General features: G+C 61.3%; 25 protein-coding genes. 15 read left to right on the forward strand and 10 right to left on the reverse strand.

Annotated features, from left to right (window positions below; translation table 11 throughout):
* The first annotated feature begins 184 nt into the window (after positions 1-184).
* From J4E53_RS23590 to J4E53_RS23605, 4 genes are all read left to right on the forward strand, one after another.
* The gene (locus tag J4E53_RS23590; RefSeq protein ID WP_003196441.1) at positions 185-502 is read left to right on the forward strand and encodes a DUF2388 domain-containing protein; all 318 of its coding nucleotides are present in this window, start codon (positions 185-187) and stop codon (positions 500-502) included.
* A 106-nt stretch (positions 503-608) separates the two neighbouring features.
* The gene (locus tag J4E53_RS23595) at positions 609-917 is read left to right on the forward strand and encodes a DUF2388 domain-containing protein (protein ID WP_060739791.1); all 309 of its coding nucleotides are present in this window, start codon (positions 609-611) and stop codon (positions 915-917) included.
* Positions 918-944: 27 nt separating this feature from the next.
* Positions 945-1,265 carry a DUF2388 domain-containing protein gene (locus J4E53_RS23600; protein WP_003187020.1) on the forward strand — a complete coding sequence of 107 codons (321 nt, stop codon included), beginning with the start codon at positions 945-947 and terminating at the stop codon, positions 1,263-1,265.
* A complete protein-coding gene (locus J4E53_RS23605) occupies positions 1,262-3,223 on the forward strand; it encodes a DUF4105 domain-containing protein (RefSeq protein WP_103310248.1) in 1,962 nt (653 codons plus the stop codon). Before J4E53_RS23600 ends, J4E53_RS23605 begins: the two co-directional genes overlap by 4 nt.
* Before the next feature lie 99 nt (positions 3,224-3,322).
* On the opposite strand, the gene trpA is transcribed toward J4E53_RS23605, so the two are convergent.
* Positions 3,323-4,135 carry a tryptophan synthase subunit alpha gene (trpA, locus tag J4E53_RS23610; RefSeq protein WP_060739793.1) on the reverse strand — a complete coding sequence of 271 codons (813 nt, stop codon included), beginning with the start codon at positions 4,133-4,135 and terminating at the stop codon, positions 3,323-3,325.
* On the reverse strand, positions 4,135-5,367 hold the full coding sequence (trpB, locus tag J4E53_RS23615; protein ID WP_053127073.1) for a tryptophan synthase subunit beta: 1,233 nt from the start codon (positions 5,365-5,367) through the stop codon (positions 4,135-4,137). The genes trpA and trpB overlap by 1 nt, the downstream gene beginning before the upstream one ends.
* A 112-nt stretch (positions 5,368-5,479) precedes the next feature.
* Between trpB and J4E53_RS23620 the strand changes: the two genes are divergently transcribed.
* Entirely contained in the window at positions 5,480-6,397 is a 918-nt protein-coding gene (locus tag J4E53_RS23620) for a LysR family transcriptional regulator (protein WP_060739794.1), read from the forward strand.
* Here the strand turns inward: J4E53_RS23620 and J4E53_RS23625 are convergent.
* Positions 6,370-6,696, reverse strand: a complete 327-nt coding sequence (locus J4E53_RS23625; protein WP_025211165.1) for a YqjD family protein — start codon at positions 6,694-6,696, stop codon at positions 6,370-6,372. The genes J4E53_RS23620 and J4E53_RS23625 overlap by 28 nt on opposite strands.
* A 156-nt stretch (positions 6,697-6,852) precedes the next feature.
* On the opposite strand from J4E53_RS23625, the gene J4E53_RS23630 reads away from it, so the two are divergent.
* Both J4E53_RS23630 and J4E53_RS23635 read left to right on the forward strand, forming a co-directional pair.
* Positions 6,853-7,068 carry a dodecin gene (locus J4E53_RS23630; RefSeq protein WP_003177209.1) on the forward strand — a complete coding sequence of 72 codons (216 nt, stop codon included), beginning with the start codon at positions 6,853-6,855 and terminating at the stop codon, positions 7,066-7,068.
* Positions 7,069-7,184: 116 nt separating this feature from the next.
* Entirely contained in the window at positions 7,185-7,406 is a 222-nt protein-coding gene (locus J4E53_RS23635) for a DUF1161 domain-containing protein (RefSeq protein WP_060739795.1), read from the forward strand.
* Positions 7,407-7,460: 54 nt separating this feature from the next.
* On the opposite strand, the gene J4E53_RS23640 is transcribed toward J4E53_RS23635, so the two are convergent.
* Positions 7,461-8,462, reverse strand: coding sequence for an LLM class flavin-dependent oxidoreductase (locus J4E53_RS23640; protein ID WP_060739796.1), 1,002 nt, complete (start codon positions 8,460-8,462; stop codon positions 7,461-7,463).
* Between the two features lie 238 nt (positions 8,463-8,700).
* Here J4E53_RS23640 and J4E53_RS23645 point away from each other — a divergent pair, with 238 nt between their 5' ends.
* On the forward strand, positions 8,701-9,132 hold the full coding sequence (locus J4E53_RS23645) for an OsmC family protein (RefSeq protein ID WP_060739797.1): 432 nt from the start codon (positions 8,701-8,703) through the stop codon (positions 9,130-9,132).
* 146 nt (positions 9,133-9,278) lie between these two features.
* Complete coding sequence (locus J4E53_RS23650; RefSeq protein WP_060739798.1) at positions 9,279-9,512, forward strand: DUF1161 domain-containing protein; 234 nt, start codon at positions 9,279-9,281, stop codon at positions 9,510-9,512.
* A 6-nt stretch (positions 9,513-9,518) separates the two neighbouring features.
* Here the strand turns inward: J4E53_RS23650 and J4E53_RS23655 are convergent, their stop codons facing one another.
* Positions 9,519-9,944, reverse strand: coding sequence for a hypothetical protein (locus tag J4E53_RS23655; RefSeq protein ID WP_060739799.1), 426 nt, complete (start codon positions 9,942-9,944; stop codon positions 9,519-9,521).
* A gap of 40 nt (positions 9,945-9,984) precedes the next feature.
* A complete protein-coding gene (locus tag J4E53_RS23660) occupies positions 9,985-10,398 on the reverse strand; it encodes a hypothetical protein (RefSeq protein ID WP_060739800.1) in 414 nt (137 codons plus the stop codon).
* A 57-nt stretch (positions 10,399-10,455) separates the two neighbouring features.
* Between J4E53_RS23660 and J4E53_RS23665 the strand changes: the two genes are divergently transcribed.
* Entirely contained in the window at positions 10,456-11,547 is a 1,092-nt protein-coding gene (locus J4E53_RS23665; protein ID WP_103310246.1) for an aminopeptidase, read from the forward strand.
* A gap of 277 nt (positions 11,548-11,824) precedes the next feature.
* Here J4E53_RS23665 and J4E53_RS23670 read toward each other — a convergent pair whose 3' ends face one another.
* The 3 genes from J4E53_RS23670 to J4E53_RS23680 all read right to left on the reverse strand — a co-directional run bounded on the left by J4E53_RS23670 (position 11,825) and on the right by J4E53_RS23680 (position 13,632).
* Entirely contained in the window at positions 11,825-12,100 is a 276-nt protein-coding gene (locus tag J4E53_RS23670) for an HU family DNA-binding protein (protein WP_060739802.1), read from the reverse strand.
* 191 nt (positions 12,101-12,291) lie between these two features.
* On the reverse strand, positions 12,292-13,440 hold the full coding sequence (locus J4E53_RS23675; RefSeq protein ID WP_103310245.1) for an NAD(P)/FAD-dependent oxidoreductase: 1,149 nt from the start codon (positions 13,438-13,440) through the stop codon (positions 12,292-12,294).
* Between the two features lie 24 nt (positions 13,441-13,464).
* A complete protein-coding gene (locus J4E53_RS23680) occupies positions 13,465-13,632 on the reverse strand; it encodes a rubredoxin (RefSeq protein ID WP_003177199.1) in 168 nt (55 codons plus the stop codon).
* A gap of 176 nt (positions 13,633-13,808) precedes the next feature.
* Between J4E53_RS23680 and J4E53_RS23685 the strand changes: the two genes are divergently transcribed.
* A complete protein-coding gene (locus J4E53_RS23685) occupies positions 13,809-14,372 on the forward strand; it encodes a chorismate lyase (protein WP_103310249.1) in 564 nt (187 codons plus the stop codon).
* On the forward strand, positions 14,372-15,262 hold the full coding sequence (ubiA, locus tag J4E53_RS23690; RefSeq protein WP_103310243.1) for a 4-hydroxybenzoate octaprenyltransferase: 891 nt from the start codon (positions 14,372-14,374) through the stop codon (positions 15,260-15,262). The genes J4E53_RS23685 and ubiA overlap by 1 nt, the downstream gene beginning before the upstream one ends.
* Before the next feature lie 152 nt (positions 15,263-15,414).
* Here the strand turns inward: ubiA and J4E53_RS23695 are convergent, their stop codons facing one another.
* Complete coding sequence (locus tag J4E53_RS23695; RefSeq protein ID WP_060739805.1) at positions 15,415-15,795, reverse strand: hypothetical protein; 381 nt, start codon at positions 15,793-15,795, stop codon at positions 15,415-15,417.
* 152 nt (positions 15,796-15,947) lie between these two features.
* Here J4E53_RS23695 and phoB point away from each other — a divergent pair, with 152 nt between their 5' ends.
* The 3 genes from phoB (at position 15,948) to J4E53_RS23710 (ending at position 19,458) form a co-directional block, all read left to right on the forward strand.
* A complete protein-coding gene (gene phoB / locus J4E53_RS23700) occupies positions 15,948-16,637 on the forward strand; it encodes a phosphate regulon transcriptional regulator PhoB (protein ID WP_003177195.1) in 690 nt (229 codons plus the stop codon).
* A gap of 80 nt (positions 16,638-16,717) precedes the next feature.
* Positions 16,718-18,004 (forward strand): phosphate regulon sensor histidine kinase PhoR, encoded by a 1,287-nt coding sequence (gene phoR, locus J4E53_RS23705; protein ID WP_219734551.1) that lies wholly within the window; start codon positions 16,718-16,720, stop codon positions 18,002-18,004.
* A gap of 113 nt (positions 18,005-18,117) precedes the next feature.
* Positions 18,118-19,458 carry a hemolysin family protein gene (locus J4E53_RS23710; protein ID WP_014335895.1) on the forward strand — a complete coding sequence of 447 codons (1,341 nt, stop codon included), beginning with the start codon at positions 18,118-18,120 and terminating at the stop codon, positions 19,456-19,458.
* The last annotated feature ends 117 nt before the right edge of the window (positions 19,459-19,575 follow it).

Below are 19,575 nucleotides of genomic sequence, written 5' to 3' on the forward strand. Positions count from 1 at the left end.
TAAACAAGATATAAAACATACCAGTACAGTACGTCGACCCCATGCAGTCAATGAGCACCGCAAGGGCTGTCAGCCAACGCGTTCCTGTCCTAATATCGAGGCGAACGTGGCGAAGCGAGTCGAGCATGCGTCTCCTCTTCCAGCTACACGCACCTGCATCACCCATCATTCAAGGAGTTTCATCATGATCCGTCTTCGCCTGCTCAGCGCAGTTGCCCTGCTGGCCGTAGCCGCCCACTCCAACGCCAGCAGCTTCATCGTCACCACCGACTCCATCGTCGGAGCACTCAAGGCCACCTCCGACGTGACCTCCGATGCAACCTCATCCCTGCGTGACAACAAGATCGTTCAAGCCGCCCGTGATGACGCCGCCAGCTTCGTCGCCAGCGAAGGCGCCATCCGTGGTGTGAAACTGGAAAGCGCCCTGGATTACATCCGCCAGCAGGCACCACAGCTCAACGCCACCGATGCGCAATTGGCCCAGGCCATCCTGGTGATCTGACGCAACATGAAACATCGGGCGCCAAATGGTGTTCCGATGTTTCAGCGCTGGCTCTGGCCCGCAGGTTTGCGCTAGCCTTCAAACTCGCCATCAACCGTCGAGTCCCATGCGTTTCTACTCAGATCTGTTCATCGCGTCTTTCTTCATCGTTTTTTGCTGGTCTGCTCCGGCCCATGCCTTCGATGTGTCCACCCAGCAAGTGGTGGTCAGCGGCTATGCCACGAGCATGGTGACCTCCGCGCCCTTCGACCATAAACTGATCGTCGCCGCTCACGATGACGCTGCGGCATTCGTCGCCAGCGACGGGCAACTGCGAGGAGCACAACTGGAATCGGCCCTGGATTACCTGCGCCGGGCCCAGCCAAAACTTCACGTCAGCGACCTTGAACTGGCACAGGCAATTCTCGTCCAATAGTTATCCTCATTTTTCCGGAGTCGTTCCATGCGTAGCCCGCTGATTGCTGCCGCCTTAGGCCTGCTGGTGTTGGCCGATGTGGCCCAGGCACATACCCTGGTAGCCACCAGTAACATCATCGTTCGCGCTTCCCAGCGCACGATCGATTTCACTTCCGACACCACCACGTCCATCCGTGATTCGAAAATCGTCCGCGAAGCCCATGACGATGCGGCCAGTTTTGTCGCCAGCAATGGTGAAATTCGTGGCGCTCATCTCGAGGCCGCCTTCGACACCTTGCGCACCCGCGTGCCGGAAGCCCGCGACGCCAGTGACCAGGTTCTCGCCGAAGCCATCCTCGCATTGTGAGGCGGTTCGCCGCCTGGCTGGCGGCCGGGGTCTTGCTGCTCACGGGCAGCATGGCCCAGGCCGGCCTGCAATTGCACCTCAACGTCGAAGGCCTGAGCCCGGCGCAACAGCAGGCCAGCCAGGCACTGCTCGATGAAGCCATGCAGGCCCTGCCGCCGCGCTTCATCGAGCGGCTGGACCGGCGCATCGATGTCGGCTGGACCGACCAGATGCCGGCCAATGCCTACGGCCAGGCCTCGCTGGTGTCGCAACTGGACCTCAATAGCAACCTGCTCGACAGCCTTGTCGACGGCAGCGCCGCGACGCAAAAGACCCATCGCCCCCACGGCACCGTGCGCCGGGAAATGCTCGCCACGGTCCTGCACGAACTGACCCACATCTATGATCGCTCGCGTCTATGGCCAGAGGCCGAACGTGCACTGATCCAGCGTTGCACTCGACGCAACAGCAGCGCCGGGTTGATCGGTCTTCCCGATGAATGCCGGGGCCAGAACGACCGCCGTTTCACCCTCAGCGATGATCCTCGCTTGTTGGACCTCGCCGGCTGGCCACAATACGTCGGCCGTCGCGGTGAACGGGAACAGCACAACCGCCAGGTCGCCCGCAGCCCGGATCTCTATGAAACGAGCAGCCCCAAGGAGTTCGTCGCGGTCAACATGGAGTACTTCCTCCTGGACTCCAGCTATGCCTGCCGACGCCCCGCTCTGTATCGCTATTACCAGGAACACTTCGGTTGGGCCCCCGCCGCCAAGGACACCTGCGCCCAATCGTTCGCCTTCCTCAACGCCGGAAACGATTTCGCCAAGACACCGCTGGGCAAGGTCGATCCGGAACGGGTCTATGCCATCGATTACCTGCTGGCCGAGGCCAATCAGAACTGGGTGAGCCGCTGGGGCCACAGCATGCTCCGGCTGGTGATCTGCGCACCGGGCCGTCCACGTGGCCCGGACTGCCGACTGGATCTGGACCAACACCTGGTGCTGTCATACCGCGCCTTCGTGGGCGATGTGCAGTTGTCGAGCTGGGACGGGCTGGTCGGCAAATACCCGTCGCGCCTGTTCGTATTGCCGTTGGCCCAGGTGATCGACGAATACACCAAGACCGAGCTGCGCAGCCTGGCATCGGTGCCGCTGAACCTGTCACGCACCGAGATCGAGGAAACGGTCGAGCACGCCGCCGAAATGCACTGGAGCTACGACGGCAACTATTACTTCCTGTCCAATAACTGCGCCGTGGAGAGCTTGAAACTGTTGCGCAGCGGCAGCAATAACGAGCAACTCAAGGGCCTGGACAGCATCATGCCCAACGGCCTGCTGGAGGTACTCAAGGGCCGGGGCCTGGCGGATACCAGCGTGCTGGATGATCCCAAGGAAGCCTTGCGGCTGGGCTACCGCTTCGACTCATTCCGCGAGCGGTACCAGGCGATGTTCGATGTGCTGAAGAAGTATCTGCCGATCAAGCAACAAACGGTGGAAGACTGGCTGGCTCTGGACGCCGCCGAACGCCGGGTCTGGTTCGAACAGGCCGATCTGCGCACCAGCGCGGCGTTGTTGCTGCTGGAGCAGGCCAGTTATCGCCGGCAATTGTTGTTGGCGCAGGATGAAGTCAAACAGCGCTACCTCGGCGCCCGTGAATTGCAGAACGGCGGTATGGAAAGGGCCAATGCGACGCTGCAGCAGATCCTCGCCAACAGCGGTTTCCTGAGCCGTCCGGCCGAACTGTTGGGCAGCAGCGGCTACGGCTTGCCGCAACCCAGCGAATGGCAACGCTTGGAATCGGAAAGCAGTGTCCGCCAAAAACAACTGCAAACGCTGACAGGCGATCTGGACAAGGAAGTCCGGGCATTGCTCGAACCGAGCCGCGCGGCTGAAATTGCGGCGAGCGAGGCCAATGTGAAAGAGATTGGCGAGCATTTGCGCAAGCTGCACAAGGCCGGGGGCGGGTTGGAGCTGCCTTGACCCTGCAAAGAGCAGCGCCAAGACTGCTCCAGGTGGAATAAAAAAAGGGTTCAGAACCCCGTTCTGAACCCTTTTTTCGTGGCTGCCAGCTGAATCAAATCAGCTGAGACGCGCCTTGCGCACACCATCGGCCAGGGCGGCACACAAGCTCAACACCCCATCAATTGCCTGTTCCGATGTTTCGGCGCTGGCGATATGGTCGATCAGCGCCGAGCCCACCACCACCCCATCAGCCAATCGTGCGATGGCGGCAGCCTGCTCCGGCGTACGGATACCGAAACCAATGCTGATGGGCAGATCGGTATGGCGACGCAGACGCGCCACGGCCTCTTCCACATGCTCCAGCGTCGCGGCACCGGCCCCGGTCACGCCCGCCACCGACACGTAGTACACAAACCCCGAACTGCCGTTAAGCACCGTCGGCAAGCGCACATCGTCGGTGGTCGGCGTCGTCAGGCGGATGAAGTCCAAGCCAGCCGCCTGGGCCGGTTCGCACAGTTCGCTGTTGTGCTCGGGCGGCATGTCCACAACGATCAGGCCATCGACACCGCAATCCAGCGCTTCGTCAATGAAACGTTGCACGCCATAACGGTGGATCGGGTTGAAGTAGCCCATCAGCACCAGCGGCGTCTCGGTATTGTCCTGACGGAACTCGCGAACCATCTGCAGGGTTTTCGCCAGGTTCTGCTGGGCGCCCAAGGCACGAATATTCGCTAACTGGATCGCCGGGCCGTCGGCCATCGGGTCGGTGAACGGCATGCCCAACTCGATCACGTCGGCACCGGCCGCCGGCAGCCCCTTGAGAATCGCCAGCGACGTGTCGTAGTTCGGGTCGCCGGCCGTGACGAAAGTGACCAGGGCGGCGCGGTTCTGTTCCTTGAGTTCGGCAAAACGGGTTTGCAGGCGGCTCATCAGTGTTTCTCCTGCTGGGACTGTTCCATGTGGTGCATCACGGTTTGCATGTCTTTGTCGCCACGGCCGGACAGGTTGACCACCATCAGGTGATCTTTCGGCAAGTTGGGTGCGCGTTTGAACACTTCCGCCAGGGCGTGGGCGCTTTCCAGTGCAGGAATGATCCCTTCCAGGCGACAGCATTTGTGAAAGGCTTCCAGGGCTTCGGCGTCGGTCACCGAGGTGTACTGGACGCGACCAATGTCGTGCAACCAGGCATGTTCAGGGCCGATACCGGGGTAGTCGAGACCTGCGGAAATCGAATGGGCATCGATGATCTGGCCGTCGTCGTCCTGCAACAGGAAGGTGCGGTTGCCGTGCAGTACACCCGGAACGCCGCCGTTCAGGCTCGCCGCGTGCTTGCCGGTCTCGATGCCATAACCGGCGGCTTCGACGCCGATGATCTCGACACTCTTGTCGTCCAGGAACGGGTGGAACAGGCCCATGGCGTTGGAGCCACCGCCGATGCACGCCACCAGGCTATCCGGCAGGCGACCTTCCTGGGCTTGCAGTTGATCGCGGGTTTCCTTGCCGATCACGGCCTGGAAGTCGCGCACCATGGCCGGATACGGATGCGGGCCTGCCACAGTGCCGATCAGGTAGAACGTGCTGTCGACGTTGGTGACCCAGTCGCGCAGGGCCTCGTTCATGGCGTCCTTCAGCGTGCCGGTACCGGCGACCACCGGGATCACTTCGGCACCCAGCAGCTTCATGCGGAACACGTTGGCCTGCTGACGCTCGATGTCGGTGGTGCCCATGTAGATCACGCAATCCAGACCGAAACGCGCGGCCACGGTGGCGGTGGCCACGCCGTGCATGCCGGCGCCGGTCTCGGCGATGATGCGTTTTTTGCCCATGCGCCGCGCCAGCAGGATCTGGCCGATGCAGTTGTTGATCTTGTGCGCGCCGGTGTGGTTCAGCTCTTCACGCTTGAGATAGATCTTGGCGCCGCCGCAGTATTCGGTCAGGCGCTCGGCGAAGTAGAGCGGGCTTGGGCGACCGACGTAGTCGCGCTGGAAGTAGGCCAATTCCTCAATGAAGGCCGGATCTTCCTTCGCCACTTCGTATTCACGGGCCAGATCAAGGATCAGCGGCATCAGGGTCTCGGCCACATAGCGGCCGCCGAATGCACCGAACAGGCCGTTGGCGTCGGGGCCGCTGCGCAGGTTGAAAGGGGTCGTAGGCTGGGTCATCGGGCGCTCCAGGCAAATGCGTTGAAAGACTATGAGGTTCACTCTACCCCTGACATCCCCCAGTGAAAACCGATAAGATCGCCACAACCTGTCAGGAAAACTCACAGATAAAATGAGCCATGATCTTCCCCCGCTCAACGCCTTGCGCGCCTTCGAGGCTACCGCCCGCCTGAATAGCGTAAGCCAGGCGGCCGAACAGCTGCATGTCACCCATGGGGCCGTGAGTCGACAGCTGAAGGTGCTGGAAGAGCATTTGGGCGTCAGCTTGTTCATCAAGGACGGGCGCGGCCTTAAACTCACAGATGCAGGCATGCGCCTGCGGGACGTCAGCGCCGATGCGTTCGAGCGGTTGCGCGGCGTTTGCGCGGAGCTGATGCAAAGTACGGCAGATGCCCCGTTTGTCCTGGGCTGCTCGGGAAGCCTGCTGGCGCGCTGGTTCATTCCCCGCCTGGGCAGGCTCAACGCCGACCTGCCGGATTTACGCCTGCACCTGTCCGCCGGCGAAGGCGACCTGGACCCCAGGCGACCGGGGCTGGACGCCTTGCTGGTCTTCGCCGAGCCGCCGTGGCCGGCCGATATGCAGGTGTACGAACTGGCGAGCGAGCGGATCGGCCCCGTGATGAGCCCCCACTACGCCGGATTCGCCCGCTTGCAAGCCGCACCGGCCAACGCGCTGCTGGACGAGCCGTTGCTGCACACCACGTCCCGCCCCCAGGCCTGGCCGACCTGGGCACGACAAAACGCCCTGGAACCCCAGGCCCTGAAGTTCGGGCAAGGATTCGAGCATTTGTATTATTTGCTGGAGGCCGCCGTCGCGGGGTTAGGCGTGGCGATCGCGCCCGAGCCGCTGGTGGCCGAGGACGTACGCGCCGGTCGCCTGGTCGCGCCATGGGGCTTCGATGAAACCGCGGCGCGACTGGCGTTGTGGCTGCCCAAGCGCGCCGCAGACGGGCGCGCTCGGCAATTGGCCCAGTGGCTCAGGCATGAGCTGAGCCAACCGACTCAGTCACCGCGCTTGCACAGCAGGTAAGCAGCCAGCAGACCCAGTGCACCGACTGCGACACCGGCCGTGGTCCATGGGTGTTCCTGCGCGTAGTCGCGTGTGGCGATCCCGGTTTCACGGGTTTTCACCTTGACCTCTTCATAGGCATCGCTGAGCAGATGACGAGAATGTTTCAGCGCGCTCTCGGCATTGGCCTTGAGCGACTTGAGGGTCTTACGCGACTCGTCAGAGGCGTCGTCCTTCAGGCTTTCCAACGACTTGAGCAGACTCTCGATCTCCGCTTCCATGCTTTGCAACGAGGCTTTGCGTAACGAATTGCTGGCCATGGTGGCTCTCTCCTGCAGTGGTTGAGTGGCGTGTGTGAATTGGGACTCCAGTCGTTTCTGAAAGTGCAGTAAATCTGAACTTCAGCGCGCGAACGACGACACACGTAAGGCGAAAAATCGCTGCTAGGCTGTTAAACACAACCAAGGAGAATCCCCATGAGTGATCACCACACTTACAAAAAAGTCGAGCTGGTCGGCTCGTCTCCCACCAGCATTGAAGACGCCATCAACAATGCCTTGGCCGAGGCCAGCAAAAGCCTCAAGCATCTGGAATGGTTCGAAGTCACGGAAACCCGCGGCCACATCGAAAATGGCCGGGCCGCGCACTTTCAAGTGACCATCAAAGTCGGGTTCCGGATAGCCAATAGCTGAGGTTCTTTTGAACTTGCACGCTGGCGGAGTGCCATAGGGAGTGGCGATGCGCTATGGTCTGCGCATGACGTTTTTCCAATACCTGCCCTATTTGATCCGACCAAGGAGTGCGAGCGATGAAAAAGTTGATGGTGGCCCTGGGTTTGCTGAGCCTTGCCGGTGGTGCGTTTGCGGCCGGTAAGCCCTGCGAAGAGCTGAAAAGCGAGATCGCAGCGAAGCTGGACGCCAAGGGCGTGTCAGGTTATTCGCTGGAAATCGTCGATAAAGGCACAGCGACTGACGGAAAAGTCGTCGGCAAATGTGAGGGCGGTGCGAAAGAAATCATCTATAAAAAATGATTCTTTTCGAACATCAAAGCCGACGCATCGCGTCGGCTTTTTCATGGGCGTCATTCAGCCTTTCATGACCTGCGCCAGCAACTCGTAGGAGTGCAAGCGATCGGCGTGTTCGTACAGGTCACTGGTGAAAATCAGCTCATCGGCCTGGGTTTGCTCGATCAATACCTGCAGCTTGGCGCGAATCTTCTGCGGACTGCCGACCATGGCCAGGCCCAGGAAATCGCCAACCGCCTCTTTCTCATGGGGCAGCCAGAGACCGTTCATGGTTTCCACCGGCGGACGCTGCACCAGGCTCTGGCCACGCATCAGCGCCAGGATCCGCTGATACACCGACGTCGCCAAGTAGTCGGCCTGTTCATCGGTATCCGCCGCGACCAGCGGCACGCCGAGCATCACATAAGGCTTGTCGAGCACCGCTGACGGTTTGAAGTGGTTACGGTAGATGCGAATCGCCTCGTGCATGAAGCGTGGTGCGAAATGGGAGGCGAATGCGTAGGGCAAACCGCGCTCACCGGCCAATTGCGCACTGAACAGGCTCGAACCCAGCAGCCATACCGGCACGTTGGTCCCGGTGCCGGGCATGGCGATGATGCGTTGATCCGGGGTGCGCGGGCCGAGATAGCGCATCAGCTCGGCCACGTCCTCGGGGAAATCGTCCGCACTGCCGGAACGCTCGCGACGCAGCGCCCGCGCGGTCATCTGGTCGGATCCTGGCGCACGTCCCAGGCCCAAATCGATTCGACCCGGGTAGAGGCTCTCCAGCGTGCCGAACTGCTCGGCAATGATCAACGGCGCATGATTGGGCAGCATGACGCCCCCGGAGCCGACGCGAATGGTCGAAGTGCCCCCCGCCAGATAGCCCAGCAGCACTGCCGTCGCCGAACTGGCGATACCGTCCATGTTGTGGTGTTCGGCCACCCAGAAGCGGGTATAGCCGTACTTTTCCACGTGCTGCGCCAGATCCAGCGAGTTGCGCAAGGACTGGGCGGCATTGCCATCGGCGCGGACAGGCACCAGGTCGAGGGTTGAGAATTTCACGTCGGACAGCTGTTTCATGGGCCGGGATCTCCAACGGCGTTCCGGGCTTTTCCTACGGGCAAAAGCCTGCCGTTTCTATAGGTGTGTTCCATGCAATGTGGGCATATACCCGAGTTTCAATAGCAGCGACGAAATTTCCTACTAAATTCGTCGGCTAATCGACAGGGTGAACTTTTACAGGCGGTCTATCCTCACAACCCAGACAGCTAAAAAACACCCAGGCGCGGCTTTCGCGCCGACTCTTCAGGAGGCAGACATGGCTATCATCAAGAAAGCATCGGCTCATTGGGAAGGTGACCTGAAAACCGGTATCGGCTCCATCTCCACGGAAACCGGTGTGTTGCGCGAAGCGCCGTATGGCTTCAAGGCACGATTCGAAGGCGGCAAAGGGACCAACCCCGAGGAGTTGATCGGCGCGGCCCATGCTGGCTGCTTTTCCATGGCCTTTTCGATGATCCTCGGCGATGCCGGGCTCAAGGCCGACAGCATCGACACCAACGCCGAAGTGACCCTGGACCAGGTCGAGGGCGGTTTTGCGATCACGGCGGTCAAGCTGGTGCTCAAGGCGAAAATCCCCGGTGCCAGCCAGGCGCAATTCGATGAGCTGAGCAAGAAGGCCAAGGAAGGGTGTCCGGTTTCCAAGGTGCTGAACGCCAACATCACCCTGGATGCGACGCTGGTGAGCTGACGCATGCAAGGATCGCAGCCTTTGCAGCGTTGGCGAAGGCTGCGTTTTTTGAATGCGGTCGAGCTGTTTACCCTGGCGCAATTATGGTCGAATGAAGCCGCAGTTTCAGCGCACAGGCAGTGCGCGCTGCCATGAGGAATTCGAACATGAAACGATCAGCCCTGGTGGTCATCGGCTGCGCATTCGCGACATCAGCCCTTGCCGCCCCCAAATCCTGTGAAGAGCTGAAAGCGGAAATCGAAGCGAAGATCCAGGCCAATAACGTATCGTCCTACACGCTGGAAATCGTCACGAATGACGAAGTCCACGACCAGAACATGGTGGTGGGCACTTGCGAAAACGGCACGAAGAAAATCATTTACCAGAAGAACGACCGCTAGGGCGTCCTACGGAACACAGTTGACTTGTCGCTCTTCGGCCACGATTTGACGCTTGGCATCATAGAGCCGGGCGCTGGGTGTGAATGCCAGGTTGCGAGCCTCCAGCCGATAGCGTTGGCCGGCCTCGAAATGGTCGTAACGCACGAGCATGTAGCACAGCCGTTCTTGCGGTTCGGCTTGCATGCCCAGGCCACCGCCACTGAACACTTCGAAGTCGAAGCGCACTTTCAATTCGTGGCTGCCCGGCGAAACCTGAAAGATCCGTCCGTCTCGCAATCGCTGGCCGTCCAGGCTTTCAGCCATCAGCATTTTTCCGCCCGGCATGGGGGTCGCGAAATCAACCCACGCCATGTTCGGGTCGACCTGGGGCAGCGGGCTCGTTGCACAACCGCTCATGGAGACCAGGGCCAGTAACAGCAAGGATAAGCGCATCGTGAGTTTCCTTAAAACCGGACACTGAGCATAGCGCCAATCACGTTTGTTGGCAGCCCGCCGGCGTACCTTGCCCCACCACTTTGCGCTGCTGATCGTACAGCTTGGCCCACGGTCGGAAACCAATGCTGCCGGCCTGCAGCTGGTAACGTTGGCCGGCGTTGAAGTCCTTGAATTTCAGGTTCAACCGGCAATCGCGCCACAGCGGCTCGGCATCCGGGCCGATGTTGCCGGGCTCGACGGCAAATTGATAACGCACCGTCAGCTCATGGCTGCCGGGTTGCACTTCGAAATAACGCCGGTCAATGGACATCTTGTCATCGACTTCCAGCGCTTGTAGCGCGGTGTCCTGCTGGTTCCCCAGGTCGATCCACGCCTGGGAGGGATCAGGATCAGGCAAACCGGCGCAACCGGTCAGCAGCAACAGGCCACTCGTCAGCATCAACACGCGCATAGCGAAGCTCCAGGCAAGCGAGATAGTCTGTGGGCAGACTTCCCAGGGTGATTCCAATTGATCAGGCCGCGTTCAAGCCATCGGTTACTCGACCGTGTTTTCCAGATTTTGTTTCCAGGCCTCCTGCTTTTGTTACTGAACGGTTGCAGTAGCGTCGGTTACTACAGCCAGCTCGTCGGCGGACAGCTGCGGTTGTTGCAAGCCCGAGAGCCTATCGACCAAGTCATCGCCGACCCCGCTCGCGATCCCCAACTCAAGGCGCACCTGGCCCAGGCGCGCGAGGCACGGACGTTTGCCAGCGATCACCTGCATTTACCGGACAATCGAAGCTATCGCCTGTATGCGGATATAGGCCGGCCATTCGTCGTCTGGAATGTCTTTGCCACGCCAGAATTTTCCCTGGCGCCGCAGAATCATTGTTTCCCCATTGCCGGTTGCGTGGCTTATCGCGGTTATTACAGCCAGGGCGCCGCCCGTGGCGAGGCCGCGTTGCAGCGCTTGCAGGGCATGGACGTGGCAATTGGCGGTGTGGAGGCCTATTCGACGCTGGGCTGGTTCAACGATCCGATCCTGAGCTCGATGATGCACTGGGGCGACGAACGCCTGGCGACGCTGATCTTTCATGAACTGGCGCACCAGCGGTTTTATGTAAAGGACGACACCGAATTCAATGAGTCCTTCGCCACCTTCGTTGAACAGGAAGGCACCCGGCAATGGCGTGCCAGTCGTGGGTTGGCGCCGGATAACGGCAAGCAGGTGCGCCAGCGCGACCAATTCATCCAACTGATCCTCGACACCCGTCAGCGCCTGGAAACCCTCTACGCCCAGCCCCTGACAGCCGAACAGATGCGCCAACGCAAAGCTGAGGAGTTCGAGCGCCTGCGTGCCAACTATGTGCAAATGCGCGACACCCAGTGGGCGGGCGACAAACGCTATGACACCTGGGTCTACGCGCCACTGAACAATGCGCGACTATTGCCGTTCGGGCTGTATGACCAGTGGGTGCCGGCGTTTGCGGCGCTATTCAGCCGCGAGGGCGGTGATTGGGTTGCCTTTTATGCTGCGGTGGAAAAGCTGGGCGAATTGCCGATCGAAGCGCGCAAGGCGGCCTTGAAGGTATTGGCGCAGCCGAAGACTTCCGCTGACTAGGCGGACGTCATCGCGAGCAAGCTCGCTCCCACACTTGTTCGTCGTTATGCATGCCATCAGGCTTGACGCCGTTCCTACGTGGGAGCGAGCTTGCTCGCGATGACGACAGTACCGACACCATTGAAGCAAGCTGACTCACCGCTATCGCGAGCAAGCTCGCTCCCACATTGGATGCCTGGCTACAGCCAGCAACCCCGCACAAAAAAGGGCATACCGACTCATCGATATGCCCTTTTGATTGCCGCTTTCTTCCCCCCGGCCGAGGTACTCGTAGCGATTATGGGTTGACGCTTTCTTTCAAGGACTTGCCTGGTTTGAAGGCAACGGTGTTGCTGGCCTTGATCTTCACCGGCTCACCGGTCTGTGGGTTTTTGCCAGTGCGGGCGCCGCGGTGGCGTTGCAGGAAAGTGCCGAAGCCCACCAGGGTAACGCTGTCCTTGCGGTGCAGGGCGCCGGTGATTTCTTCCAGGACGGCGTTGAGGACGCGGTTGGCTTGTTCTTTGGTGAGGTCTGCTTTTTCCGCGATAGCGGCGGCGAGTTCTGGTTTACGCATGAATGAAGCCCCTTTGACGGTTTTTTTGTTGTTATGTCCGTGCTGCTCTCTTTGGAACAGCCCCTAAGGCGCCGCAGGCTCTACTCTGCGGCAGACGGAAGTGAGGATGGCACGGTGCCGAAAACGGCGCCAGTGTCCGGGCGACCTTTGTGGGACCAAAAGTAGGGTTTTTGCGACAGAACGACCAGTATTTACGCCAGCAGGGCTGGAAGCTCCTTGTTCAGCGCCAGTTTCTCCATCACCGCCGTGCCTGTCAGGGCATAACCCAACAGGTTGCCTTGAGCGTCGCGGCACAGCGCCTTGATGTCCGCCCCCTGCCCCTCGACGCTCCACACGCCCTCGCGGCCTCGCGGTGGCGGCGACACCACCAAGGGGCACACCGGGGTTTTTACGGTAATCGGCATGGGGCCGTAGCTGACGGCAGTCGGGTTGCCGGCCAGGGTTTGGGCCAGGGCCCGGGCGCAGCTCATCAGCGGCATGACATACAGCAGGTTCAAGCCGTCGACCTCGGCGCAGTCGCCCAGGGCGTAGATATTGGCGTGAGAGGTCTTCAGGTGACGGTCGACCACGACGCCGCGGTTGACCACCAGGCCGGCCGCGGCAGCCAGGTCGATGCGGGGACGCAGGCCGATGGCCGAGACCACCAGGTCGCAGGCGATCACCTGGCCGTCGGAGAGATGCGCCTCCAGACCGTCGGCGACCTTCTGCAAGCGGTTGAGCACAGGGCCCAGGTGGAAGCGCGCACCGAGGCTTTCCAGCCCGGCCTGGACCGCTGCCGCGGCGGCCGGGTGCAGCAGCGTCGGCATGACTTGCTCGCACGGCGCCACCAGTTGTACTTCGTAGCCACCCAGGCTCAGGTCGTTGGCGAACTCGCAGCCAATCAGGCCGGCACCCAGCAACAACACCCGACGCTTGCCGGCCGCCGCGGCCCTGAAGCGTGCGTAGTCTTCCAGGTCGTTGATGGGGAAGATCAGGTCCGCGCCATCGCCCTGTACCGGCACGCGCACGGTTTCGGCGCCCCAGGCCAGGACCAGGTCGCGGTAGTTCACCGCCTCTTCGCCGATCCACAGCCGTTTGTGGCCCGGATCGATGCCGCTGATGCGGGTATGGGTGCGCACTTCGGCCTTGAGTTGCTCGGCCATGGCCCCCGGCTCGGCCATGCTCAGGCCGTCGGCGTCTTTGTTCTTGCCAAAGCCTGTGGAGAGCATCGGCTTGGAATACGAGCGACCGTCGTCCGCAGTGATCAGCAGCAACGGGGTTTCGCTGTCGAGCTTGCGAAACTCCCGGGCCAGGTTATAACCGGCCAGGCCTGTACCGACGATGACGACAGGTGCGCTCATGTTGCTCTCCATTTGATGAAACGATCAGTTGATTTCGATCATTTCGAAATCCATTTTGCCGACGCCGCAGTCCGGGCACAGCCAGTCTGCCGGTACATCCTCCCAGCGGGTGCCGGGCGCGATGCCATCGTCAGGCCAGCCGTCAGCTTCGTTGTAGATCAGGCCGCAGACGATACATTGCCACTTCTTCATTCCAATACTTCCTCAAGATGTCAGGCCTTGGCCGGTATTTTCCGGCTCAGGGCCGTTTTGTACTGATCGGTTGCGACAGATGCAAGCATGATCAGCTGTGCAGCCGGCCGGGCCCGTCAAAACCCGCGACCGACATGGTAAGCTCGCGGCCTCATTTGCTGCCATTCAAGACCTCTGTGCCGCATACAAATTCGATATTTCCTACACTCCAATGGCTGCCCCAGCACCTGCTGTCGCCCCGCCCCGATGCGGGTGTGCTCGATTGGCTGTTCGACGAAGGCTCCCTGACCCGGCGCCTCACGCGCCTGTCGGACGGCCATTTCAGCGTGACGCCGCTGTTCGAAGGCTGGCAGCCGTTACGCGCCGACGAATGTGCCGCCCTGGACCTGGCCGAGGACAGCGAGGGCTGGGTACGCGAAGTGTATCTGCGCGGCCGCGACCAGCCTTGGGTGTTCGCCCGCAGTGTGGCGGCGCGCAGCGCCTTGCAGGGTGACGGGTTGCAGATGGACGAACTGGGCAGCCGCTCCCTGGGCGAATTGCTGTTTTGCGACCAGGCGTTCCAGCGCCGGGCCATCGAGGTTTGCCATTACCCCGAGGCCGGGTTGCCGGAAGACGTCCGCGCCAGCGGGCTGTGGGGTCGCCGTTCACGTTTCGATCGCGGTGCGTTGAGCGTGCTGGTGGCGGAAATCTTCCTGCCACGCTTGTGGACCGTCGCCCGCGCCTATTCGGAGAATTTCTGATGTACATGCAACTGCTCAAATCCTTGAATCGCCTGAATCCACGGGCGTGGGACTTCGTGCAACTGACCCGTATGGACAAGCCCATCGGCATCTACCTGCTGCTGTGGCCGACGCTGTGGGCGTTGTGGATTGCCGGTGAAGGCTCGCCGTCCATCGCCAACGTGGTGATTTTCGTCCTCGGCGTGGTGCTGACCCGCGCCGGCGGCTGTGTGATCAATGACTGGGCCGACCGCAAGGTCGACGGCCACGTCAAACGCACCGAGCAGCGCCCGCTGGTGAGCGGCAAGATCAGTTCGAAAGAAGCGCTGGTGTTCTTCGCCGTGCTGATGAGCGTGAGCTTCCTGCTGGTGCTGTGCACCAATGCACCGACCATCCTGTTGTCCCTCGGGGGCCTGGCGCTGGCGTTCAGCTACCCGTTCATGAAGCGCTATACCTACTACCCGCAAGTGGTGCTGGGCGCGGCGTTCTCCTGGGGCATGCCGATGGCGTTCACTGCCGAAACCGGGCATCTGCCGGCGGCCGCGTGGTTGCTGTACATCGCCAACCTGCTGTGGACGGTGGGCTACGACACCTACTACGCCATGACCGACCGGGACGATGACCTGCGCATCGGCGTGAAGTCCACGGCGATCCTGTTTGGCGATGCCGATCGGGTGATCATCCTGACGCTGCAAGGCCTGGCCTTGGCTTGCCTGCTGCTGGCCGGATCGAAATTCCAGCTGGGCGGCTGGTTCCACCTGGGGCTGGTGGCCGCTGCCGCATGCTTCGCCTGGGAATTCTGGTACACCCGTGGCAGGGACCGGATGCGTTGCTTCCAGGCGTTCCTGCACAACCACTGGGCCGGATTGGCGATTTTCGTGGGGATTGTGCTGGATTACGCGTTGCGCTGAGACCGCCGGTCCAACACTGAACCTTGGGTCATGAAAGGCTTTGTGGCGAGGGAGCTTGCTCCCGCTCGGTTGCGCAGCGACCGCAAGATTTTGGGGCTGCTTCGCAGCCCAGCGGGAGCAAGCTCCCTCGCCACAAAAGCGTTTCGGGGTGGTCAGTCGGGCTTGGCGATATGCCAAACGCCGCCTTTCCCATCACCTTTCTTGTCGCCCGCCTTCTCGTCGTCGGCATAGGTGTACAGCGGATCGCCATCATAGGCCCATTGCGAAGCTCCATCGTCACGGGTGATAACGGTCCATTCTCCCGAAGGAGTGGCGGTACTTTCAGCCTTAAGCGGCGGCCACTTGACCGCGCATTCGCCATTACACGCAGACTTGCCATCCTTGTCCTTGTCAAATGTGTACAGCGTCATGCCTTTGTGATCGGTGAACATGCCGTCTTTTTCCATCGCCGGTTCAGCCGCGAACGCCCAGGTCGGCAGCGCCAGTGCAGCTGTGACCGCCAGAACCTTGATGGATTGGGTGAAGTAAGTCATGGAAACCTTCTTTTGTGGTTGTCAGGATTCGGACTGAAAAGCTTAGTCCAGGATCCCCCTTGCTGCCGGGTCGGGAAATAACTGTCACACGACTGCAATAATTCCGTTATCTAATGCGGCGCAAGACAGTTAAATGACAAGAGGATTACCCCATGGTTGGCAGGAGCATTCTGATCGTCGACGACGAGGCACCCATCCGCGAGATGATCGCCGTTGCGTTGGAGATGGCCGGCTATGACTGCATGGAAGCAGAAAACTCTCAACAGGCCCACGCCATCATCGTCGACCGCAAGCCCGACCTGATCCTGCTGGACTGGATGCTTCCCGGCACGTCAGGCATCGAACTGGCGCGACGCCTCAAGCGCGACGAGCTGACCGGGGATATCCCGATCATCATGCTCACCGCCAAGGGCGAAGAGGACAACAAGATCCAGGGCCTGGAAGTCGGCGCCGACGACTACATCACCAAGCCATTTTCCCCACGGGAACTGGTGGCGCGCCTGAAAGCCGTGCTGCGCCGCGCCGGGCCGACCGATGGCGAAGCACCGATTGAAGTCGGTGGCCTGCTGCTCGACCCGATCAGCCACCGCGTGACCATCGACGGCAAACCCGCCGAGATGGGGCCGACCGAATACCGCCTGCTGCAATTCTTCATGACTCACCAGGAACGCGCCTACACCCGCGGCCAATTGTTGGACCAGGTCTGGGGCGGCAACGTCTACGTCGAGGAACGCACCGTGGACGTGCACATCCGGCGCTTGCGCAAGGCCCTCGGCGATGCTTATGAAAATCTGGTACAAACCGTGCGCGGCACCGGTTATCGTTTTTCGACCAAGGCCTGATCCGAGCCCTTACCGCCCGACAAGCTGACAAGGACGCGCGTCACGTGAATCAAAACTGGCATGGCACCCTGATTCGCCACATGTTGTTGCTGGTGACCGGTTGTTTGCTGATCGGCCTGATCAGCGGTTATTACGGCTGGAGCCTGGCCGCCGGGCTGGGGCTTTACCTGGCCTGGACCCTCAAGCAATTGCTGCGCCTGCATGAATGGCTGCGCCTGCACCAACCCGACGAAGCCCCGCCCGACGGCTATGGCCTGTGGGGTGAGGTGTTCGACAGCATCTACCACCTGCAACGGCGCGACCAGCGCGTTCGCGGACGCCTGCAGGCGGTGATCGACCGGGTCCAGGAGTCCACCGCCGCGCTGAAAGACGCGGTGATCATGCTCGACAGCGACGGCAACCTGGAGTGGTGGAACCGCGCCGCCGAGACCCTGTTGGGCCTCAAGACGCCCCAGGACAGCGGCCAGCCGGTGACCAACCTGGTGCGTCATCCGCGCTTCAAGGAATATTTCGAGCAAGCCAACTACGCCGAACCGCTGGAAATCCCTTCGCCCACCAACGATCGGTTGCGCATCCAGTTGTATATCACCCGCTACGGCAACAACGAGCACTTGATGCTGGTGCGCGATGTCACGCGGATCCATCAGCTGGAACAGATGCGCAAGGATTTCATCGCCAACGTTTCCCACGAACTGCGCACGCCGTTGACGGTGATCTGCGGTTACCTGGAAACCCTGCTCGACAACGTCGAGGAGGTGAACCCGCGCTGGACCCGGGCCTTGCAGCAGATGCACCAGCAAAGCGGGCGCATGCAGACCCTGCTCAACGACTTGTTGCTGCTGGCGAAGCTGGAAGCCACCGACTACCCGTCGGACAACCAGCCAGTGCCCATCGACGACCTGCTGCAAACCATTGCCGAAGATGCGCAGGAACTGTCCGGCCCCAAGCAGCAGACCATTACCCTGGAAGCCGACCCGGCCGTGCAGCTCAAAGGCAGCGAGGCGGAACTGCGCAGTGCGTTTTCCAACCTGGTGTTCAACGCGGTCAAGTACACACCGGAGCAAGGTCGGATCCATGTGCGCTGGTGGGGCGATGAGCAAGGCGCGCACCTGAGCGTGCGCGATTCGGGCATCGGTATCGACAGCAAGCACCTGCCGCGCCTGACCGAACGCTTCTACCGCGTCGACTCCAGCCGCAACTCCAACACGGGGGGCACCGGGCTGGGCCTGGCCATCGTCAAACACGTCCTGCTGCGCCATCGTGCCCGCATGGAAATCAGCAGCGTACCCGGCCATGGCAGCACCTTTACCTGCCATTTCGCCCCGGCCCAGGTGGTTCGCGCACGCCTCGCCCGCCCCGCTGATTGAGCACGCCCCCTAGGCAATCGCCGAGTCAGCCGCTACATTGACGGGCTTGCGCCTGCCTTTTCGGGCGCCCATTTCCAATTCCTACGACTATTCGGAACCCGCAAAACCCCATCATGGACCCTTCCCCTGGCTTGTCCCTCGTTACGCTCTTCGCCGAATTCGGCATGATTCTTTTCGCTCTGATCCTGGTTTTGCTCAACGGTTTTTTCGTTGCGGCCGAATTCGCCATGGTCAAGCTGCGCTCGACCCGGGTCGAAGCCATTGCCGAGCAGAACGGCTGGCGCGGGCACATCCTGCGCACCGTCCACAGCCAGCTCGACGCTTACCTGTCTGCGTGCCAACTGGGTATCACCCTGGCGTCCCTGGGACTGGGCTGGGTCGGCGAGCCGGCGTTCGCCCACATCCTCGAGCCGTTGCTGGGCGCAGTTGGCGTACAGTCGCCGGAAGTGATCAAGGGCGTGTCGTTCTTCACCGCGTTCTTCATCATTTCGTACCTGCACATCGTGGTCGGTGAACTGGCGCCCAAATCCTGGGCTATCCGCAAACCCGAGCTGCTGTCGCTGTGGACCGCCGTGCCGCTGTACCTGTTCTATTGGGCCATGTACCCGGCGATCTACCTGCTCAACGCCAGCGCCAACGCCATCTTGCGCATCGCCGGCCAAGGCGAGCCCGGGCCCCATCACGAACACCATTACAGCCGCGAAGAACTGAAACTGATCCTGCACTCCAGCCGTGGCCAGGACCCGAGCGACCAGGGCATGCGCGTGCTGGCCTCGGCCGTGGAGATGGGCGAGCTGGAGGTGGTGGACTGGGCCAACTCCCGGGAAGACCTGGTGACACTGGAATTCAACGCGCCGCTCAAGGAAATCCTGGCGATGTTCCGTCGCCACAAGTTCAGCCGTTATCCGGTGTACGACAGCGAGCGCCAGGAGTTCGTCGGCCTGCTGCACATCAAGGACCTGCTGCTGGAACTGGCGGCCCTGGATCACATTCCCGAGTCGTTCAACCTGGCCGAACTGACCCGGCCGCTGGAGCGGGTGTCGCGGCACATGCCGCTGTCGCAGTTGCTGGAGCAGTTCCGCAAGGGCGGCTCGCACTTCGCCTTGGTCGAGGAAGCCGACGGCAACATCATCGGCTACCTGACCATGGAAGACGTGCTGGAAGTGCTGGTGGGCGACATCCAGGACGAACACCGCAAGGCCGAACGCGGCATCCTGGCCTACCAGCCGGGCAAGCTGCTGGTACGCGGCGACACACCACTGTTCAAGGTCGAGCGCCTGCTGGGGATCGACCTGGACCACATCGAAGCCGAAACCCTGGCCGGCTTGGTCTATGAAACCCTCAAGCGCGTGCCGGAAGAGGAAGAAGTGCTGGAAGTCGAAGGCCTGCGGATCATCATCAAGAAGATGAAAGGGCCGAAGATCATCCTGGCGAAGGTGTTGATGCTCGATTGAGTCGTTGACTGAAGGTCGGCGGTGCTGCCTTCGCGAGCAAGCTCGCTCCCACAGGGGATCGCATTTCGGCCTGGAGCAGCCAGCCTCTGTGGCGAGGGAGCTTGCTCCCGCTGGGTC

It is taken from the genome of Pseudomonas sp. FW305-28, from assembly GCF_017351395.1.
Taxonomy (GTDB): Bacteria; Pseudomonadota; Gammaproteobacteria; order Pseudomonadales; family Pseudomonadaceae; genus Aquipseudomonas; species Aquipseudomonas fluorescens_AA.

Bases quoted from the DNA above. Each gene is read 5' to 3' on its own strand.
- J4E53_RS23590 (WP_003196441.1), top strand. From the start codon at position 185: ATGATCCGTCTTCGCCTGCTCAGCGCAGTTGCCCTGCTGGCCGTAGCC.
- J4E53_RS23595 (WP_060739791.1), top strand. From the start codon at position 609: ATGCGTTTCTACTCAGATCTGTTCATCGCGTCTTTCTTCATCGTTTTT.
- J4E53_RS23600 (WP_003187020.1), top strand. From the start codon at position 945: ATGCGTAGCCCGCTGATTGCTGCCGCCTTAGGCCTGCTGGTGTTGGCC.
- trpA (WP_060739793.1), bottom strand. From the start codon at position 4,135: ATGAGCCGCCTGCAAACCCGTTTTGCCGAACTCAAGGAACAGAACCGC.
- trpB (WP_053127073.1), bottom strand. From the start codon at position 5,367: ATGACCCAGCCTACGACCCCTTTCAACCTGCGCAGCGGCCCCGACGCC.
- J4E53_RS23620 (WP_060739794.1), top strand. From the start codon at position 5,480: ATGAGCCATGATCTTCCCCCGCTCAACGCCTTGCGCGCCTTCGAGGCT.
- J4E53_RS23625 (WP_025211165.1), bottom strand. From the start codon at position 6,696: ATGGCCAGCAATTCGTTACGCAAAGCCTCGTTGCAAAGCATGGAAGCG.
- J4E53_RS23630 (WP_003177209.1), top strand. From the start codon at position 6,853: ATGAGTGATCACCACACTTACAAAAAAGTCGAGCTGGTCGGCTCGTCT.
- J4E53_RS23635 (WP_060739795.1), top strand. From the start codon at position 7,185: ATGAAAAAGTTGATGGTGGCCCTGGGTTTGCTGAGCCTTGCCGGTGGT.
- J4E53_RS23640 (WP_060739796.1), bottom strand. From the start codon at position 8,462: ATGAAACAGCTGTCCGACGTGAAATTCTCAACCCTCGACCTGGTGCCT.
- J4E53_RS23645 (WP_060739797.1), top strand. From the start codon at position 8,701: ATGGCTATCATCAAGAAAGCATCGGCTCATTGGGAAGGTGACCTGAAA.
- J4E53_RS23650 (WP_060739798.1), top strand. From the start codon at position 9,279: ATGAAACGATCAGCCCTGGTGGTCATCGGCTGCGCATTCGCGACATCA.
- J4E53_RS23655 (WP_060739799.1), bottom strand. From the start codon at position 9,944: ATGCGCTTATCCTTGCTGTTACTGGCCCTGGTCTCCATGAGCGGTTGT.
- J4E53_RS23660 (WP_060739800.1), bottom strand. From the start codon at position 10,398: ATGCGCGTGTTGATGCTGACGAGTGGCCTGTTGCTGCTGACCGGTTGC.
- J4E53_RS23670 (WP_060739802.1), bottom strand. From the start codon at position 12,100: ATGCGTAAACCAGAACTCGCCGCCGCTATCGCGGAAAAAGCAGACCTC.
- J4E53_RS23675 (WP_103310245.1), bottom strand. From the start codon at position 13,440: ATGAGCGCACCTGTCGTCATCGTCGGTACAGGCCTGGCCGGTTATAAC.
- J4E53_RS23680 (WP_003177199.1), bottom strand. From the start codon at position 13,632: ATGAAGAAGTGGCAATGTATCGTCTGCGGCCTGATCTACAACGAAGCT.
- ubiA (WP_103310243.1), top strand. From the start codon at position 14,372: ATGTACATGCAACTGCTCAAATCCTTGAATCGCCTGAATCCACGGGCG.
- J4E53_RS23695 (WP_060739805.1), bottom strand. From the start codon at position 15,795: ATGACTTACTTCACCCAATCCATCAAGGTTCTGGCGGTCACAGCTGCA.
- phoB (WP_003177195.1), top strand. From the start codon at position 15,948: ATGGTTGGCAGGAGCATTCTGATCGTCGACGACGAGGCACCCATCCGC.
- phoR (WP_219734551.1), top strand. From the start codon at position 16,718: ATGTTGTTGCTGGTGACCGGTTGTTTGCTGATCGGCCTGATCAGCGGT.
- J4E53_RS23710 (WP_014335895.1), top strand. From the start codon at position 18,118: ATGGACCCTTCCCCTGGCTTGTCCCTCGTTACGCTCTTCGCCGAATTC.